14 protein-coding genes are annotated in these 18,036 nt (G+C 67.6%); 7 read left to right on the top strand and 7 right to left on the bottom strand.

Annotated features, from left to right (window positions below; all coding sequences use genetic code 11):
* Positions 1 to 88 precede the first annotated feature (88 nt).
* Positions 89 to 1,438: an extracellular solute-binding protein gene (locus RBS12_RS19140; RefSeq protein ID WP_307967759.1), complete on the bottom strand. Its 1,350-nt coding sequence runs from the start codon at positions 1,436 to 1,438 to the stop codon at positions 89 to 91.
* 255 nt (positions 1,439 to 1,693) lie between these two features.
* Between RBS12_RS19140 and RBS12_RS19145 the strand changes: the two genes are divergently transcribed.
* From RBS12_RS19145 to RBS12_RS19155, 3 genes are all read left to right on the top strand, one after another.
* The gene (locus RBS12_RS19145; protein WP_307967760.1) at positions 1,694 to 2,635 is read left to right on the top strand and encodes an AraC family transcriptional regulator; all 942 of its coding nucleotides are present in this window, start codon (positions 1,694 to 1,696) and stop codon (positions 2,633 to 2,635) included.
* Between the two features lie 352 nt (positions 2,636 to 2,987).
* Positions 2,988 to 3,557 (top strand): recombinase family protein, encoded by a 570-nt coding sequence (locus tag RBS12_RS19150; protein ID WP_307967761.1) that lies wholly within the window; start codon positions 2,988 to 2,990, stop codon positions 3,555 to 3,557.
* The gene (locus RBS12_RS19155) at positions 3,554 to 4,678 is read left to right on the top strand and encodes a hypothetical protein (RefSeq protein WP_307967762.1); all 1,125 of its coding nucleotides are present in this window, start codon (positions 3,554 to 3,556) and stop codon (positions 4,676 to 4,678) included. The genes RBS12_RS19150 and RBS12_RS19155 overlap by 4 nt, the downstream gene beginning before the upstream one ends.
* Before the next feature lie 107 nt (positions 4,679 to 4,785).
* Here RBS12_RS19155 and RBS12_RS19160 read toward each other — a convergent pair whose 3' ends face one another.
* Positions 4,786 to 5,289 carry a hypothetical protein gene (locus tag RBS12_RS19160; RefSeq protein WP_307967763.1) on the bottom strand — a complete coding sequence of 168 codons (504 nt, stop codon included), beginning with the start codon at positions 5,287 to 5,289 and terminating at the stop codon, positions 4,786 to 4,788.
* Positions 5,290 to 5,295: 6 nt separating this feature from the next.
* A complete protein-coding gene (locus RBS12_RS19165; RefSeq protein WP_307967764.1) occupies positions 5,296 to 5,766 on the bottom strand; it encodes a hypothetical protein in 471 nt (156 codons plus the stop codon).
* 425 nt (positions 5,767 to 6,191) lie between these two features.
* Here RBS12_RS19165 and mobF point away from each other — a divergent pair, with 425 nt between their 5' ends.
* From mobF to RBS12_RS19185, 4 genes are all read left to right on the top strand, one after another.
* Positions 6,192 to 10,574: a MobF family relaxase gene (gene mobF / locus RBS12_RS19170; protein WP_307967765.1), complete on the top strand. Its 4,383-nt coding sequence runs from the start codon at positions 6,192 to 6,194 to the stop codon at positions 10,572 to 10,574.
* Positions 10,575 to 10,670: 96 nt separating this feature from the next.
* Positions 10,671 to 10,844, top strand: a complete 174-nt coding sequence (locus RBS12_RS19175; protein WP_307967766.1) for a hypothetical protein — start codon at positions 10,671 to 10,673, stop codon at positions 10,842 to 10,844.
* A gap of 118 nt (positions 10,845 to 10,962) precedes the next feature.
* Positions 10,963 to 12,054 carry a hypothetical protein gene (locus RBS12_RS19180; protein WP_307967767.1) on the top strand — a complete coding sequence of 364 codons (1,092 nt, stop codon included), beginning with the start codon at positions 10,963 to 10,965 and terminating at the stop codon, positions 12,052 to 12,054.
* Positions 12,055 to 12,518: 464 nt separating this feature from the next.
* A complete protein-coding gene (locus RBS12_RS19185; RefSeq protein ID WP_307967768.1) occupies positions 12,519 to 12,890 on the top strand; it encodes a DUF732 domain-containing protein in 372 nt (123 codons plus the stop codon).
* A gap of 472 nt (positions 12,891 to 13,362) precedes the next feature.
* Here the strand turns inward: RBS12_RS19185 and RBS12_RS19190 are convergent, their stop codons facing one another.
* Genes RBS12_RS19190 through RBS12_RS19205 form a run of 4 tightly spaced genes read right to left on the bottom strand, consistent with a single transcriptional unit; the run spans position 13,363 to position 18,027 of the window.
* Positions 13,363 to 14,013: a hypothetical protein gene (locus RBS12_RS19190; RefSeq protein ID WP_307967769.1), complete on the bottom strand. Its 651-nt coding sequence runs from the start codon at positions 14,011 to 14,013 to the stop codon at positions 13,363 to 13,365.
* Positions 14,013 to 14,687 carry a DUF4913 domain-containing protein gene (locus RBS12_RS19195; protein WP_307967770.1) on the bottom strand — a complete coding sequence of 225 codons (675 nt, stop codon included), beginning with the start codon at positions 14,685 to 14,687 and terminating at the stop codon, positions 14,013 to 14,015. Before RBS12_RS19195 ends, RBS12_RS19190 begins: the two co-directional genes overlap by 1 nt.
* Positions 14,684 to 16,438 (bottom strand): TraM recognition domain-containing protein, encoded by a 1,755-nt coding sequence (locus RBS12_RS19200; protein ID WP_307967771.1) that lies wholly within the window; start codon positions 16,436 to 16,438, stop codon positions 14,684 to 14,686. The genes RBS12_RS19195 and RBS12_RS19200 overlap by 4 nt, the downstream gene beginning before the upstream one ends.
* On the bottom strand, positions 16,435 to 18,027 hold the full coding sequence (locus RBS12_RS19205; protein ID WP_307967772.1) for a hypothetical protein: 1,593 nt from the start codon (positions 18,025 to 18,027) through the stop codon (positions 16,435 to 16,437). Before RBS12_RS19205 ends, RBS12_RS19200 begins: the two co-directional genes overlap by 4 nt.
* Positions 18,028 to 18,036: the final 9 nt, after the last annotated feature.

An 18,036-nucleotide genomic window follows, 5' to 3' on the forward strand; every position in this document is an offset into this window, starting at 1 on the left:
GATGTGCCCCGAAGCGGACGGTCAGGGGACGGGAGGTGCGGCGGCGGGCGGCGGCCAGAAGGCTTCGGCGCGCCCGCCGCAGCAGGGGCTACTTCTTGTACTTGTCCGCGACCTTCTGGGCCAGGGACTGGGCCTTGTCGAGGGCCTGCCGGACACTCTCCTGCCCGGCGATCGCCGAGGAGATCTCCTGGGAGACCTGGGTGCCAAGGTCTGCGAACTCGGGGATCGCGACGAACTGGATCCCCGGGGCCGGGCGGGGCTGGACGCCCGGGTTGGCCGGGTCGGCCGAGTTGATCGCGTCCTGGGTCGGCTTGTAGAAGGCCGCCGCGGCCTTCTGATAGTCAGCGTTCTCGAACGTCGAGGTCCGCTTCCCTGCCGGAACCCGGCTCCAGCCCAGCTGCTGGCCGACCAGGTTCTCGTACTGCTTGCCCGAGGCCCACTCGATGAACTTCACCGCGGCGTCCTGGTGCTTGGCGGCCTTCTCGATGCCCCATGCCCAGGAGTACAGCCACCCCGAGCTCTTCGTCTGGTCCACCGGCGCCGCGACATAGCCGAGCTTGCCAGCCACGGGCGAATCCTTGGCTTCGAGGGAGCCGGCGGCGGCCGTAGAGTCGTACCACATGGCCACCTTGCCCTGCTGCAGGTTGTTCAGGCACTCGGTGTAGCCGGCCTGCGGCGCGCCGTTCTCGCCATGTTGGCGGACCAGGTCCGTGTAGAACTGGGTGGCCTTGACGAACTCGGGCGCGTTGACCTGGGCGCTCCAGTCCTTGTCGAACCACGTCCCGCCGAAGGTATTCACCACAGTGTCCAACGGGGCCAGCACCTGCCCCCACCCGGGCTGGCCGCGCAGGCAGATACCCTTCATCCCGGGCTGCGCGCCGTCGGCCTTCGCAGCCAGGTCCGCCACCTGCTGCCACGTCGGGTGATCCGGCATGGCCAGGCCCTTGGCCGCGAAGACATCCTTGCGGTACATCAGGAACGAGGACTCCCCGTAGAAGGGCTCCGCGTACAGCTTCCCGTCCGCCCCGGTCAGGGACTTCGTCATCGGAGCAAGGATGTCCGACTGGTCGAAGTCCGCAGACTTGGCCACGGAGTCATCCAAGGAGGATAGCCAGCCGTTCTTGGAGTAGAACGGGACCTCATAGTTGCTGATCGAGGCCACGTCATACTGCCCGGCCTGGCTCGAGAACTCCTGGCTGATCTTGGCCCGCACGTCGTTCTCCGGCAGGACCGTGAAGTTGACCTTGATGCCCGTCTGCTTCGTGAAGTTGTCCGCCGTCAGCTTCTGCAGGTCGACCATCTGCGGATTGTTCACCATGAGCACGTTCACCTCCTTGTCGGAGGCGCTCGACCCACCTGCACCCCCGCAGGCAGAAGCGGAGAGGGCGATACAGAGGGCACCGGCAGCGAGCGAGGCTGCGCGCATACTCTGGCGCATAAAAGGACTCCTTTGTTCTTTCGAGGGCACGCCGCAGCGCATCGGCTGGGGACGGGCTTGTCGGCCTGGGGCGGATCGGTTCCGGCTCTGCAGCCCCTCGGCCCCTTGGCGTTCCTCAACAGTAGGCTTCGGACCCAGACACAACTAGCGCTACAGTTGCCAAGGTCTGATACTTATTTTCCAAGCGATGGGGCTGGCGAAGATACGCTGACCGTCCGCGACGACGTGCTCCCGGAACGGTGGAAAGAGGGTCCGATGGCAGACTCAGGGGATGAGCTGGCAACGGCGAGGATCGCCGAGCGCCTGCTCGGGATGCGCGCCAACCGAGAGGTCATCCCGCAGGACCCGAACCACAGCGTCCGATGGCACGAGCACGACTATCCGAGCCCCATAGCCAGATGGAACTACCATCCCGAGCACGAGATCCACCTGATCCGCAAGGGAACGGGGAAGTTCATCGTCGGGGACCACATCGGGACCTTCGAGGCCGGTCAGGTGTCCCTCATCGGTTCGGGCCTGCCCCACGACTGGGTCAGCGACCTGGCGCCGGGAGAAGTGCTGGAAAACAGGGACGCCGTCATCCAGTTCGACGGCAAGTGGCTCGAACAGTGTGCCGGGCTCATCCCCGAGCTCTCCGAGATGGCCCCGTTGCTCGAGGAGTCCTCCCGCGGCATCGAGTTCCTCGGCCAGTCCGCAGCAAACGCGGCCGACCAGATCGAGGCCATGGGCGCCAGCCGCGGCATGCAGCGGCTCCATCACCTCTTCGAGCTCTTCACCATCCTCGCAAGAGCCCCACAAGAGGACCGCCGATACCTCGCGGACGCGTGGTTCAAGCCTGAACTCGACAGCGAGGCCGCCGCCGTCGTGGACATCGCGCTGGAGTACCTGTTCAGCCATCACTCCGGCACCGCGCGCATGTCCGAGGCCGCCCAGCTCGTGGGCATGAGCGAGCCGACCTTCTCGAAGTACTTCAAGCGCTCAACCGGCCAGAACTTCAGCGACCTGCTCAGGAAACTCCGTGTCGCGCACGCCCGCCGGCTCCTGGAACAAACCGAAAAGCCCATCTCCGAGGTGTGCTACGAGGTCGGCTTCTCCAACCTGTCGAACTTCAACAGGCACTTCCTCAAAGACACGGGCCAGACGCCCCGCGAATACCGACGACACTCCCCGGATCTCCCGCCCCCCGTACGAACCTAGCTTCGCCACCTCAAGACTGCACCAGGCCTGCCTGGACAGACACTGTTTGGCCGACGCCCCGAGACCGCGACCCACCCCGGGCGAATGGGATCCCCGTTCAATGCCCACGGGGTGGCTGCATCCGCACGGTCCCAACAAGGGATGGCCCGCCATTTACCACTGACAGAAGCCCGCCACATAGCCCTGACATCCACAGCCGTTACCGGCACGCTTTCGGCGACACGCCCGGCAAGCACGACACGCCGAACCGAAAACCATGCACCGAAACCCCCTCGGCCGAAACCGGGATCCCACCGTTTCTGGGCGGCGCCGCTTAGGCTGCCCCTTGGGATAGGAAGGAAGGGATGCGGACGTGGCTGTCATCGGCTATGCCAGGACCTCGACCCGCGAGCAGAACCCCGAAGCCCAGGAGGTGGAGCTCCGCGCTGCGGGTGCGGTGAAGGTGTTCACCGACCACGGCGAGTCGAGCCGGGTAGCCTCGCGTCCGCTGTGGCGCGAGTGCCTCGGCTACCTCCGGGATGGGGATACCCTCGTCGTGCGCAGGCTAGACCGGCTCGCCGGAAGCGAGCGGATGGCGATCGAGACCATCAACGACCTGAACGCCCGCGGCGTGCAGATCAAGAGCCTCACCGAGCCCGACATCGACACCACCACGCCGATGGGCCGAGCCCTGTTCGGGATCGTGGCCGTGTTCGCCCAGCTGCGCGTGGATACGATCCGGGAGAACACCCGCCGCGGCCTCGCCCACGCCCGCGCCCAGGGCCGCATCGGCGGCCGACCCACCGTGATGACCCCAGATCGCCTCGCCGAGGCGCAGCGCATGCGGGCCGAAGGCAGGAGCATCGCACACATCGCGCGTGTTCTCGGGGTGGGAGCATCGAGTGTGAACCGAGCGCTGGCAGGGGGCAGGAGCAACGGATGAGTTCTCCTGACGAGCCCAAGCGGACCAGGGCGAACTTCCCATGGATCTTTGGGACTCTCGTGGTTGGGGGTGTGATCTTGTTGCTCACGATCGTGACCGCGGACAGTTCTGCCAGGCTCGGTCTCTGGCAGTCGTTCCTGATCAATGTCGGATCCGCTGTAGCCCTCGCGAGCCTCCTCGGGTTCGTCGAGCCGCGTCTGCGGAAGAACTATATCGAGGCGACGACGAGGAAGATCGAGGCAGCGACTGAGAGAGTCGAGGCCCGCGTCGAGGCCCGTGTCGAGGAGCTCGAGGAACGCGTCGAGAGCGCACGGACGCTCTTCGAGAACTATCTGGCCGCCGAGGACAATGCCGTGGCCGCTGCGGCCGACCGCCCCGACTTCTACACGATCGCCGACGCCCTTGTTGCAGCGAACAACGCGCACGCGATCGACCAGTTCCGCGGTGTCGCGGTTCCGGCGTCCGAGGGCATCCCCGCTGTCGTTATCGGGTTCCATTACGCGACACCGGTGCACAACGGCCGTCGCGACGTCCTCCTGGTTTCTCCGTCCATCCTCGAAGACCCGCCCCCGAACGGATTCTGGGCGCCGATGCAGTACTCGTGGCAGCCCGGGGCTCCGTCAGAGGAATTCGGCGCCTTCATCATGACCGAGCTCCGCAACTCAAGGTTGAAGGACGTGGCTGCGAAAGTGCACTGGGCGGAGACGATCGACCGGCTGGTCGAGGCACTGGCCCTGGCACTGGAATCCTCGACGAGCGATGGCAAGCTCACAGGCTGGCTGATCGAGAAGGGTCCCGGCGGCTGGGCCCTGACCAATGCCGGCATCGAGTACGTTGGGCGCGGTGTCATCGCGCCCGCCGGCTCCTTCCCCGGTCCCATCATCAGCGCGCTTGGGGCCGCCGCTCGCCAGCGCCGGGGCGAAGAAGTCCGCGAGCCGTGGATGGACCTTGAACGGCCCGAATGGGCCGAACCTGACGAATGGGAGTACATGGTCTCCCGCGCCCGCACGATGCTCCCCGGCGCCAACCTCCCGGTTCTCATGCAGCCGCCCTACGTCGCTTCGAGCAACGTGCCGAAGAGGCCCACCCCAAGGCCACCCCTACCGCCGGCCCTGCGTTAGCACGCCGGGTGCGCCGTTGAAGGGTCGGTCGAGGAGAGGTTCCGGTCCAAGGTCATCCGCGGGCCGCGCCCCGACGACTGCTTGGCTGTGGACGGCCGCCGTCGCCGTCAGAACAACCGTTCCTGATCCGGCGAGTACCCGGCGAGCAGTGCGGGGAACGCGGCGTCCCATCCGTGCTCGAGGAGATGGTCGCGGATCTCGCGAGAGAGCGCGGCCTGGTCGCGGCGGCGCCCTCCCGAGCGCCGCAGGCTGTACATGTTCGCGTGCCGACCGGCGCGCGAACGGTCGAGGTTGTTCTCCGCCACCGAGCCTAGGAGCAGATGCGAGTCGGCCCCGTGCGCGACATGGACGCACAGCGGCACGTCGCAGCTTTCATGGCGGACCGTCTCGTGCTCGCCCAGCTCGCCACCTCCGAAGACCAGGGCGACGGCGAAGCGGTGAGCACGCCACATGCGCTGCCCGCCGGGGACATGCTGCCAATACCGGCCGTAGCCGTCGTCACCGATCGCGCCCGTCCAGATCCAGCAGTCCGAAGGGCGCGGCCCGCGGATGACCTTGGACCAGAACCGGACGGAGTCCGAGGCCGCGTTCAGGTCTTCGGCATCACCCATCTGTCATCACGCGGCGTGGCCGTCGTGCTGCTCTCCGCCGTGCTGTTCGGGGGCGTCCGCGTGCTCGCCGTCCTGGTCCGCCGGCTCAGCCTCCCGGTGCTCGGCCTTCGCTGCCTCGCTGGCCTCCTTCACGGCGGCGCGGACCACGGCGGCCTTCACGTCCAGGCGCGAGGCGACGTCGGCGACCGAAGCTCCGGTGGCGACCATCTGGGCGATGAACTGCCGGGCGTCATTCTCCTTGCCGGCAGACTTCACCCGCGCCTCGTCAACGAGCGCACGCCCCTTGGCTACGGCGTCCTCCATGAGCTTCTCGGCCGCATCCTCCGCAGCGGCGACCACGGCCTCAGCTTCACCGTTCGCGACGAAATACGACTCCGCGAGGTCGATCAGCTTCTCGTGCCGCTCCTGCTGAGCGGTCGCCAGCTCGCGCGCCTTCCGGCGGGCTTCTACGAGCTTCGAATTGTGAGCCTTGGCCATGAGATCCATCCCCCTCGGGAACCTAGCGGCCACACGAGGCGGGCCGCGCCTTGTTGTTCGCCTCCACCCTACCGTGAGGGTCGGGAATCGGACCTCGCTGGCGCTCGGGCTCTTTGTGCGCCTGGCGGCGCGGGCCGCCGCGCTGACCACACGTGGACACGCGAGATTCTTCCTTCGGTCTCGCTGATGTGCCCACCTGTGGACAGCGCGGCACGGGCGATTGAACACAGTCGAGCCTTCGGTTCTCGTGTGCACAATCGCATCGAAGAATCGATGGAACCAGACCGTGTGCCGAATCCAAAGCGTCTTCCACCAGCTCCCCCGCAAGCTCCTCCGCTGCCTCCAGACTGGATTCAACCCCCAATCTGGTTCACACCTCTGGCATTCTGAATAAGTGAGGCTGTCTCCCACGCTATGCTTGGGGCGTGCTGTCCCTGAAAGTCATCTCGGCGGGCACTGGCTACGAGTACTACACCTCGGAGATGGTCAGTGGCGACGAGCTGCGCGCGGACGGCTACGAGCTGGGCGACTACTACCACGCCAGGGGCCTCCCTCCCGGGCAGTGGATCGGCGACGGGTGCGCGACCCTTGGCGTTTCCGGGAATGTCTCCAAAGAGCAGATGGCCAACCTGATGGGCATGGGAATCCACCCCGACGCCGAGCGGATCAGGGCCGAGGCCATCGCCGAGGGCAAGACCCCGAAGCAGGCCGAAGCGGAGACTCTGCTGGGCCGGAAGTACTACGAGTACGAGGCCAAGACAGGGGAGCTGGCAACCCGCATCAAGACCGCCGAGGACGACTTCAAGCGGCTGAACCAGCGCGAACCGCGCGACGCCGAGAAGCGGAAGATCCACCGCAAGGAAGGCGCGAAGCTCTTCCGCGAACGCCACGGCCGAGGCCCCGACGACAACGAGGAGCTGGCCAAGTTCATCACCGGACAGCTGCGTCCACAGCAGTCGGCCGTCGCAGGATTCGACATGACCATGACCCCCGTGAAGAGCGTCAGCGTCCTATGGGCAGTCGGCGGAGACGACGCCCGCAAGCTCGTCGAACGCGCCCAGCACGAGGCCGTGAAGGACACCGTTTCCTGGCTCCAGGAGCACGCCGTCCGGACCCGGACCGGTGCAAACGGCGTCGCCCAGGAAGACGTCCCCGGTGGCATCGTCGCCCAGGTCTTCCGCCACTACGACTCCCGCGAAGGCGACCCGAACCTCCACGACCACCTCGTGATCTCCAACAAGGTCCAAACAGCCGACGGCAAGTGGAAGACCATCGACTCGCGCCTGCTGCACAAGATGAGCGTGTCCGCGTCCGAGCACTACAACGCCCGCATACAGGCACACCTTGCCGCCCGCGGCGTACAGTTCGAGGCCCGCGGCATGGGCCCAGGGAAGCAGCCGGTCATGGAGGTCAAAGGCATCTCCGCCGAGCTGCTGGAGGAGTTCTCCACGCGCCGCGCAACCATCCGCGAGGAGCTTGACCGGCTTGCCGACGAGTACGCGGCGAAGTTCGGCCACGCCCCCGGCAAAGAAGCCATGCTCAAGCTTGCCCAGCAGGCCACCCTGGAGACCCGCGCGGCGAAGAAGAGCGGTCGGAGCCTGGAAGAACTGGTGACCGAGTGGCGTTCCCGCGCCGCATCGGTCGTCGGCGAACGCACCCTCGGCCGACTCGCCGAGCGCGTCATAGGCGCCCGCGAGGCACGCCAGGCCGCACAGGTCGACGTCGCTGCCGCCGCCCGCGAACTTGTCGCCGTGGTCGAAGCAGAGCGCGCCGTGTGGGGACAGAACCACCTCGAAGCCGCCGCCCAGCGGTGGGCGAAGGAATACTCGCTCGAGAACGGCAGCGTCGCCTCCGAGACCGTCCGGGAGATCATCGGTCACGCCCTCACACACGAGGCCCAGCGCGTCACACCGGAACGAGCCCACGCCACTTTCGAACCGCTGACCCGCGCCGACGGGTCCAGCGTGTTCGAGCACAAGGGCTCCATCCTCTACGCCTCGGAAGGCCTGATCCGGGCGGAGAACTACCTGCTGCGAGCAGGGCAGCGGGAAGTCATCCCGGTGGCCTCACCGGACGTGTTCCACGCCGTCATCGCAGAGCGCAACGCCCGCGTCGCAGCCGGGGAAGCCTTCCCCCTCAGCCCCGCGCAGATGAGCATGGCGTTCGAGTTCACCGTCTCGGACAAGCTCGTCAGCGTCGGCAAGGGCCCGGCCGGAACCGGCAAGTCCACCGCCATGGAAGTAGTCCGCGACGTCGTCCAGCGCTCCGGCGGCAACGTCATCGCCCTCGCCCCGCAGGCCGTCGCCGCGACCCTCCTGGGCGACAAACTCGGCATCCGCGGCATGACAGCCGACGCGTTCGCCATCGGATCCGGGACCGTCGCACCCGGTGACCTCGTCATCCTTGACGAGGCCGGCATGTGCGGGACCAAGCTGCTCGCCGACGTCGTCGAACGCGCCGAAACGGCCGGGGCCCGCATCGCCCTGCTCGGCGACGATGCACAGATCGGCGCCGTCGCCGCGGGCGGCGCATTCGGGATGCTCGCCGCCGAACTCGGAGCCGTCGAGCTGGACACGATCCACCGCTTCGAAGACCCCGAAGAGGCCCAGGCATCCCTCGCCCTCCGCCGCCGCGGCGAGGGCGAGACGGACCCCTTCGCCTGGTACAGGGAGCACGGCAGGGTTCAGGCCGGCGACGGAGCCATGGTGGAGGCCCTGGCGTTCCGGCGATGGCAGGAAGCCCACCAGAAGGGCACCCCCGCCGTGGTCATGGCCGCCACCAACGAACAGGCCCAGCGGCTCTCCGAGCGCGCCCAGGCGGCCCTGGAGATCCTCGGAGAGATCGACACCTCCCGGGACGGGCGGACCCTCCGGGACGGGTCCAAGGCATGGGCCGGGGACACGATCGTCACGCGCCGGAACGAATGGATCGAGACGAAGTCCGACCGCGTCCGCGTCCACAACGGCGACCTCTGGAGGGTGGAAAAGGTCAACCGGGACGGCACGCTCACCGTCCGCCACCAGGGCGACGGGAAGCGCACCACCCTCCCCGGGGACTACATCGAGCAGAACGTCCACCTCGGCTACGCCTACACCACCCACCGGGCCCAGGGCATGACCGTCACCGCAGGCATCCCCATCGTCTCGGCCTCAACGGCACGGAACCTCGTGTACGTGGCGATGACCCGCGGCGAGGTCACCAACCAGCTGTACGTGCAGCTCGAGGACGGCCAGACCCTCGAGGAGGTGCTGGGCCGGATCGCCGCGAACGAGGGCATCGAGCGCAGCGTCCACCAGGCCATGGCCGACGAGCACACGCGCATCGACTCGACCGATCAGCTCGCGGCCGAGTACCGGCACGTGAGCGGGCTCGCCGACGAGCTGCGCTTCAAGGGCATGGCCCATCAGGCCCTCGGGCCGATGGCCACGATGTTCACCGCCTCTGACGCATGGGGGGCCGTGTCCACCCACCTCGCCGTCGCGGAGGCCGACGGCTTCGACCCCCGCGCCCTGCTGGTGGAAGCCGTGAACATGCGCTCCTTCGAAGGCGCCGAGGACGCAGCGGCCGTGCTCGCCTGGCGCATCGAAGGACTCCTCGCCAAGGCACCGGAGAACGCCACGCCAAAGCACGCATCCCTGGCCACGCAGAGCGAGGAGAGCCTGTACAAGGCGCTCAAGGTCGCCGAGGACCGCGAAGCCAAGGCACTCGCACACCGGCAGTCCGCCATCGCCGCCCAGCACGGACCCTGGCCCAAGGAGCACTGGACGAACCGCCCCTTCGGGCACCTGACCGAAGCGGCCATCGAGTCCCGCATCAGGGCTGACCGCCTGCTGGCCCGCACGGACGCGACCCTGCTCACCAAGGAACAGCGGGAACGCCTCGGAGTCGAGGTCCCGGCCAAGGACGCCCGCAAGCTCTCGTGGGAGATCCGCGCCCTCCAGGACGAGCTGCGCCACCGCAAGGGCCTCGACCCCGCCCAGGACGTCGCCGAGCTGGCCGAACGCGGCCACGCCAACCGCAAGGCCGCAGGGGCCGGGCACTTCGAGCGCCACCGGCAGTCCCACGAGATCGCCGCGGCCATCCGCGACGAGCTGCGCCGCCGCCAGCTCGTGCCCGACCCGGCCAAGGCCGCCCAAGCCGCGCCAGACAGGCTCCCCGAATGGGCCGCCCCGCACCAGGCCGCGGCGGACGAGTTCACCCCGGCGAACTGGCGCAGCGAGCTGAACGAGCGCCGCGCCGTCCTCACGGCCCGGTTCGAGGAGACCGGGCACCTCATCGCCGCCGAGCCCCCCGCCTGGGCCGCCGGCCTCGGGCCCGTCCCCGCCGACCCCGAGCGGGCCCAACGCTGGCGCGAGACCGCCGCCGAGGTCGCCGCGTTCCGGGACCGCTACAAGATCCCCGCGGCCGAGACAGCCCCGATCCCCGAACGGTTCCGGGACCACCCAACCGGCGCGGAGCTCCACACACGCACCGTCAGCCTCGCCCGCGGCACCAACTCAGCACCGGCACCAGCAGAGGAGACCACCATGGCCGCACAGAAGGCCGTCGAGCGCGCGGCCGCGACCCACGCCCCCAAGGCCCAGGCACAGCGCACCTCAGACAAGGACCGCACCGCCAACGGGCAGGACGCCACCAGCGTCACCGCCACCCAACGGGCCAAGGACTCCCTGGCCGCGCTCAACAGGCTCCGCGACCAGCAGGAGGCCCTGCGCCGCGCCGAACAGAAGCCCCGCCGCAAGGACACCCCCGGCGGGAACGACAGCGGACGCAGCGACGAACGCAACCGCGACCGCGGCCGCAGCCTCTGACCTTCCGCCCCCGCGAGTCGGGCGCGCGACGATGATCGGTGACTGTCGGTCGGGCGAAGTAGCTTTCTGTCATCTGTCGAGAAGGGGACGTCGAAGGTGGGCATCGTCAACAATCCCTACGGTGTCCTGGCCGAGCTTTCCCTGCGTCACCTCGCGGCGCTGGCCGTCGAGTTCGAGCTCATCCACCACGGAGACGACGAGATCCCGGCAGCCGTCGTGTACGCAGCCCCCCGCTCGACCGGCGCGGACTGGGCCGACGCCCTCCTGTGACGTCTGTCCTGTCCGCTCGCTGATACTTGCTGCTGTCTTAACCCATTGGACGCGTCTACCGGGGAACGTAACGGCGGCATAACATCCTCTCAGCACAACAAGGTTGGGGGAGAAGACGATGAGTCAGAACGGGCGCACGATCGTGCGCTATTGGCCTGCGCCCGCTTTACTGCTCATAGTTGCGGCCACCGCACTGACAGCCTGTGGCAACGGACAAACTTCCACGGCCAGCACGAGCAGCCAGAGCACGGCAATCGCTGGAACGGCCACCGGAGCACAACCAAGCTCGCCAGTGCAGGTGCCGGGCACGGTCGGCTACCTCAACACGGGACCGGGTGCGATCACGTACCTCCAGTGGCAGTCAGACGGCAGCGGGCGCTTCAACGGGACCGCGATAGAAGCAGCCATAAACGGCGCGCCTCCAAATGAGACCGTCAGCCCGAAAACGACCTCGATCTACGGCCAAGTCAACGGGACCGCGTTCACGCTCGACATCAATGGACACACCGACCAGGGCGTCCTCTCTGGTGACACCCTCACGCTCAACGTGATCCAGAACGATGGCAGTATCCGCGCCATTGCCTACCGTCAGGCGACAGCCGCCGACTACAACAGCGCCCTGGCCAAACTTCAGCAGACGGCACAGAACGCGGACACCCAAGAACAGCAACGGCAGTCCCAAGCCAACCTCCAAACGACCGCTCAAAACGCCCTGAAAGCCATCCAATCGGACAACAACAACTTCACAAACGCCAAGACCGTCCGCAACGACCTCGCTCGGACGGACAACGACCTGCAGAAAGAACGGCAGGATGCCGCAAACGGCAACGGCAACAACTGCTACAACGTCGATTCGGTGGTCGCCTACGACGCGACTTCGGTTGTCAGCTATGACGTGACGTCGAGCGCCTCATACGACGTGAACCAGGAACAGAAAGCCATAAACGGAGTGCGGTCCGACATACAAGCCGTTCAGAGCGCCGAGGACGCCTTGAAGACCGCCGGACTACCAGCAACGCCCGGGGCAAGCGATGCAATCGCAACAGCCCAGCAACACGTGGCCGAGGCCGTCGCCACGACGAACAACGCCATCGACGGCCTCAACGCGGACCTCACAACCGCCTACAGCGTCGCGAACGCGGCCGGCACCGGGTCTTGCGCCGGCCACGGACCGGGCAGCCCACCGGCCGGCCTCTCGCACATCTCGTGACCGGCCGCCGCATCAAGATCAACAGGGGCGCCCTCGACGCACTCCACCGAAGCCCCAAAGCCTGACGTCCCGATAGAACAGGTATTTTGGGTATCAGCTTGGCTGAAGTACCTAGTCCACAAATTTCGAATTCCTGCGCTGCGTACAGTTTCGGGTCTGCTCTGCCCAAAAATGGGCGAGGATACCGTTCCCTTTCTGCTCGGGATCTTCGGTGTTACGTTGTCCGAAGCGGCAGCTTGGCAAAGGGGGGCACAGTGCGATCGGCGAGCGTGTTGGCTTGTGTTCTCGGCCTGGCATTCTGTTTGGCCGGCTGCGCTCAATCCACGGACAGCACAGCGGAGTCGACGCTGACATCGTCGCCCACCCGACCGGTCTCGTCCGCGAGCGCCTCTCCGCCGTCTCCGGCCGATCCCATCCCAAGCACGAGCGTGGCATTACCACCTGAGGCGCCCACTCCTTCAAAGGTGACAGCTTCCGATTTCGGGCAGACCCCAAAGACGTCAGCTCCAGCGATACGTTCGGCGTCCGATCAGGCGTTTCTCGCGAAGATCCACCAGGGCAGCCCAGAACTGGCCAGTGTCTCCGACGCCACCCTGATTGCCGTTGGAACCACCTTCTGCGCGAGGCTTCGCGAGGGCATCCCCGCGCGGCTCGAGATGGAGAACGAGGTCAGAAAGATCTCATCCATGTGGATGAACGGAGAGATCTCTACAGATCAGGAGACCAAACTGACGCTCGGAATCGCTGACATCGAGGCGAGCGCTTCGATCAACTACTGCAGCGAACAGTATCTGTCTGTCATGCGTGCGTTCGCCCAGATGGCAAGCGGCAACTGACAGGTGGGGCTAGGTCCCTCGTGGCCACCCCAGAACGCCATGAGTCACCAACACCAAGTTGGGCTCCGCTGAGCCTTGTAGGTTTCCGACAGGCCGGCAGCTAGTCGACGCCGCGGCAATCGCGAACTGAAATTCCCGGAATCATGCGGATCTCTACTCAAGACCGGAAATCGGCTCTTGTAGGAGTCCCACAAATACCGATGCCCAGCACCAAGACGGTGCCGGGCATCGTTCTCCGACAGGGTCTCCTGTCAGCCTTTGTGGGGGGACTACCGCAGCGGCAGGATGGGCCGGCGTGTGTAGCTCAGGAGCTGCCGCCGTCCGAGGACGGCCGTCGGGGTGCGTCCGAGAAGCTCGGCCGCCTGCTCCGCGCTAAGGTCTTCGCGCATTACGGTCTCCTCGTCCTCGGCGCTCCAAGGCATTCGCGGCTCCCGCCTGCGCCATGCTCGGCTCGTGTCCTCGGCCATGGCGCTCAGGCCTCGCCTTCGGCATCGGCCAGCAGGCTCCGGCGCTGCTCCGCCAGACGGTGCTCGATGCCGGCGGTGAGCTGTTCGTATTCCGTCCAGGCACGCCAGAGCGTGTACTTCTGTACGGCCCAGAAGAGCGCGATCAGGCCGAGGTAGATACCCCCGGCCCACCTCACTCCCTGCTCCATTGACTGGCTATATGCAACCTGGGGGATCTGCAGGGCGGCCAGTACGAACACCGCCCCGACGAGACCGGCAAAGAGGCCGAAGAAGCCCAGGACTCCAACGAAGACGGCAACGCCCCAGGCGGGCCACAGACGCGGTGCCGTGGGGACGCCGCCCCGCCGCTCCCGGGCCTCTTCTGCCGCCCGCTCGACCCTGGCCGCGATCCCGCCCGCCACGAAGCACAGGGCGCATACGGCCAGCGCCCATCCGCAGGCGTCCAGGAGCATCCGGAAGGCTCCGCTGGTTGCGCCGCCGGTGAACAGCGAACCGGCCACAGCGAAGGCCATCGCCACGACGAAGGCCTTCAACCCCGTGGACCTGAGACGGTCTGAGACTGAAACGTCCTCGAACCCGTGCCAGGTGCGCAGGACCCACCATCCCCCCAGACCGGTCAAGACGACCAGCACAGTGATTCCCAGTGCCGTTTCCATCACGCTTCCTCCTGCTCTTTCTGCTGGACACGTTCGGGGTAGGGAAGCCACTTGTCCGGGACCGCCTCATAAGCGAGCCATCCCCGCTCCTGGGCCTTGATGTGGCGGCCGCCGGGGCACTGTTTGAACACGCCTTCGTGGCCGAAGAGGAAGGCGTAGTGCCGGTCCCAGTGGTTGACCCACCAGCCGGACAGCTCGCCCTCGGCCTCAGCCGCGATGTACGCCAGCCAGAGGGCGTGAAGCCGGTCGACGGCCTCGGGGTGGTCCCACCACACCGGGCACCACGAGTTGTCGCCCTCGTTCACGGACTCCAGGCGGGACAGCCGGCCTTGGATCCAGCGGACGAAGGCGCTGCGGGACTTCTCGGCCTCTTCGACGAGGTCGACCGCCGCGGCCGGTTCGGCCTCGGCCTCAAGGACCGCGTCGGCCCAGGCCCGCAGCTCGGTCATGGACCACTTCGCGGTTCCGCCCGCCGTCTCTGCCGGGGCCGGGGCCTCGCGGTCGATGACCAGCTGCCGGAAGGACGCCGTGGAGAGCCGGCGTCCGAAGGCCTCGGAGAGGAACCCTGCCGCATCGCGGGCCGCAAGGAGGAAGTCGACGCTGCTTCCCTCGCCCTCACCGGCCGCGGCCGCGACGTCGGGCACGTCCTCGGTGACCTCCGGCTCCTCGCTCACTTCCGCTCCTTCCCTGCGTCGAGGGCCGCCTGGATCGGGCCGCGGAGCTCGTCGTCCTGGAACCAGGGCACAATCCGCACCACCGTCTTCGCCCCGCTGCCGGAGTCATGGACGATGGCGTGCCACTCCGGCAGGCTGAACAGCTCGTCGGCGCCGAAGATCTCCTCGCGCCGTGTGCTGATGTTCCGTGACGCCGGGCCGCGCTCATTCGAGGTGTAGGAGGCCACGCACTCGTCGTGCTTGCCGAGCAGCTTCGACAGGCTCGTCAGGTAGGCCTCGTCCCGAACGCCGCCGCCGAACACCCAGATGCCCGCGGCATCGCGCAAGGTGTCCCACCCGGCCTCGCCCAGGACCTTCTTCCCGAAGGCCTCCGACTGGATGAACACGCGCACGAGCATCCCCATCGATCCGAAGTAGGTGAACCAGTCCGGCATCTTCGGCAGGACCACCGTGTTGCCGAACTCGTCCAGGTCGAACGTCGCCGGGGTCTTCAGCCGGCCCCCGTTCGCCTCTGCGAGACGCTCGCCCGTGGCGAAGATCGATTCCCAGAACGCGGTCATCAGGCCCGTGACGACCTTCGATGAGCCCTTCGACAGGGCGATGAGCGTGTCACGGGAGGTCAGATACTTCGACGGGTCGAACTCCGGAACCCCGTCTGCGGGGCGGATCCACGCCAGCAGGTGGTCGTGGGTCAGGGAGGACGCCATGCGCTGCGCGGACGCGGCCACGCTGCCCTTGGTCTCGGCCGGCTGCCGCGACATTCCGAACAGCTGGTCAGCCTGCCGGCTGAAGGACACGCCGGCCTCGGGGTTCCGGGACGGTGCCTCAAGGAGCACCCTGCGCGGGGAGAGGAAGTCGGCGTTGGCGACCCACTCGTGCACCCCCTCCATGGTCCCGCCCTCTAGGGCCTGGGCCAGGATGCACGCTGCCAGGAACGAGCGCCCCTGCTCATCGAACTGTGCGTCGCCGTTCTTGTCACCGCCGGCCAGCGTTGCCGCCTCCAGCACGGCGGCCAGGTTCGTGGCCTGCTCGGAGTCCTTGATGCCCAGCAGCGGGTTAAACGTGAACGCTGGCCTGGGACTCTTGCGGAACACCTGCTGCATGTCCATCATCCAGACCCGCCCGCCGGGGTGCCAGATCGCCCGTGCCGCGAGGATCTCGGCGACGCCGTCGACCTTGTTCCCGGCCATCCCATAGGGCCCCGATGCGTAGCGGGCGGCCCGCACCAGCAGGCCCCTCGTCTTCCCCCGGCCCGGACCCATCACGTAGAGCGCGCACTGGCGCAGGCCCTGGAACAGCCAGTCCGCGCCTCCCAGCACCCACCGCCCGATGTGCAGCCCCGGGAACACGTCCGGGTCGTCCGGGTGCATCCTCTTGGCCTCGACCGCACGGGCCGGGAAGGTCAACGGCGCGAGGTCGGCGGCCGAGGCCAGAAGCTCGGCCTTGGCCCGGATCTTCTTGACCGGGGAAACTCTGCCTCGGCCCCTCAGAACCCTGACGAGAGCCCACAGCCAGGCCGCGACGAGGACGACGAGCAGGGCCACGGACGCGGGCGGAATCCGCGTCCCCGTGGCCCACAGCAGCAGCACGGACAGCGGGTTGAACCCCCAGTCCGTGCCTGTGGGGGTCAGCCACTCCCCCAGCCAGGCGGAGACGTCGACCGCGGCCGCGGCCGCCACAATCAGCACCACGGGCATCCACGTGCCGGACCAGCTGCCCGGCCGCGCGCCCCTGATCGTCGCGGAGCTCATGCCGCCGCCCCTTCCCCGCGGGCCGCGGCGATCGCGTTGGCCCAGGCAGCGTTGGTATCGTGGACCTCCTTCTCCCGCCTCGTCAGCTCGACCCGGAACGGAATGCCAGGCGCGTCCGAGGTCTTCAGCAGGAACCGGCCACGGCCCGGCGGCGGGTTCATCTCGCCTGTGGCCGGGTTCACCGTGCCCTCGGCCGACCACTCGACCAGCTGCTGTATCTCGCGGTCGGAGAAGCGCCGGATGCGCCGCAGGTCTTCCTGCTCGTTCTCCGCCAGGCCGCCCAGGAACACCATCGAGGACCGCTCCACGAAGCCGAACGCCATCTTGGTCCGCTCGGTCGTGGACAGCTCCAGGTCCTTCATCGAGTGCGTGATCATGATCTGCCCCAGGCCCTTCTGCCGGTTGACCTTCGTGATCGTGTTGATCCGGTACACCGAGCCCTCCCACGCCTGGAGGATCTGCCACAGCTCGTCCATGACGTTCAGGTGGTGCACCTCGGGCCCCAGACGGCGCTGCGGGTCCTCGGGGTCGGGCTCGTTGGCCAGGGTCTGGGCTGCCAGGGCCCCGGCCTGCCCGTACGACCAGATCACCAGCTGCGCGGCCGCCCGCAAGTCGGCCTCGCCCTCGTCGATGCTGGAGACGTCGAACACGACCGGCTTATACATATCCATCTCCACCGTGGTCTGCCCCCAGAACATGCCCCCGAACACGCCTTCCGGGCCTAGCGCCGTGATGCCCTTCACCAAGGACTTCACCTCGGCGTCGTACTCGGCCTCGCTCATGTCCAGGATCGCCTCCCGGATGCGCGGGTGCCGGGCCACGATCACCCGGCGGACGTCCGCCAGCTCCGGCTGCCGGCCCTCCTGGGCGGCCTCCTCGGCGGCCACCCGGATGGCCGTGGAAAGGACCATGTGCTCGGACTGCTCCTCGCTGAGGCGGCGGCGGAGCATCATCTCGATGAGACCGGCCACGGTGTTCACCCTGCGGCCGTGGATCTGCCCCTCTACCTCGGTGCGGGTCTGGGGCGAAAGCCGGTGAAGCCACTTGGCGATCGGGCCCGCGTCGAGCGCGTTGACGCGGCCGACGCCGCCCAAGCCCAGCCGGATATGCTGCCCGCCGACAGCCTTCACCAGGCCGACGTAGTCCGGCTTGAGGTCCCCTAGGAACAGGGGGATGAAGCCGAGGTCCATGACGCCCAGGCAGATCCGCACCACCAGCGACGACTTGCCGCGCCCGTTCAGGGCCAGGATGAACGCGCTCGGTGCGCTCATGATCCCGTACAGGAACAGGCTCAGCGGGTCGCCCAGCAACGGCTGCCCCGTGGTCTGGTCCCGGCCCAGCGGGGCCCCGATCAGCGGCGAGGAAGTGCCGTTGCTGAACGGCCACAGCCCGGCGACCTGCGTGGACATGCCCTGGAACTGGATAGGGGCGTCCACATGGAGGTGGGCGCCGCCCCCCGGGGCCACGAAGCCCCGGGTGGTCAGGCCGGGTAGGGACTCATAGGCCGCGACGACCGCGGGCATCTCTTTGCGCAGCAGCCGGTACCACTTGCGCATCGTCCAATCGGCAGTGTCGTCAATCCAACCCATCAGGTGCTC

The organism is Sinomonas sp. ASV322, assembly GCF_030908245.1.
GTDB lineage: Bacteria > Actinomycetota > Actinomycetes > Actinomycetales > Micrococcaceae > Sinomonas.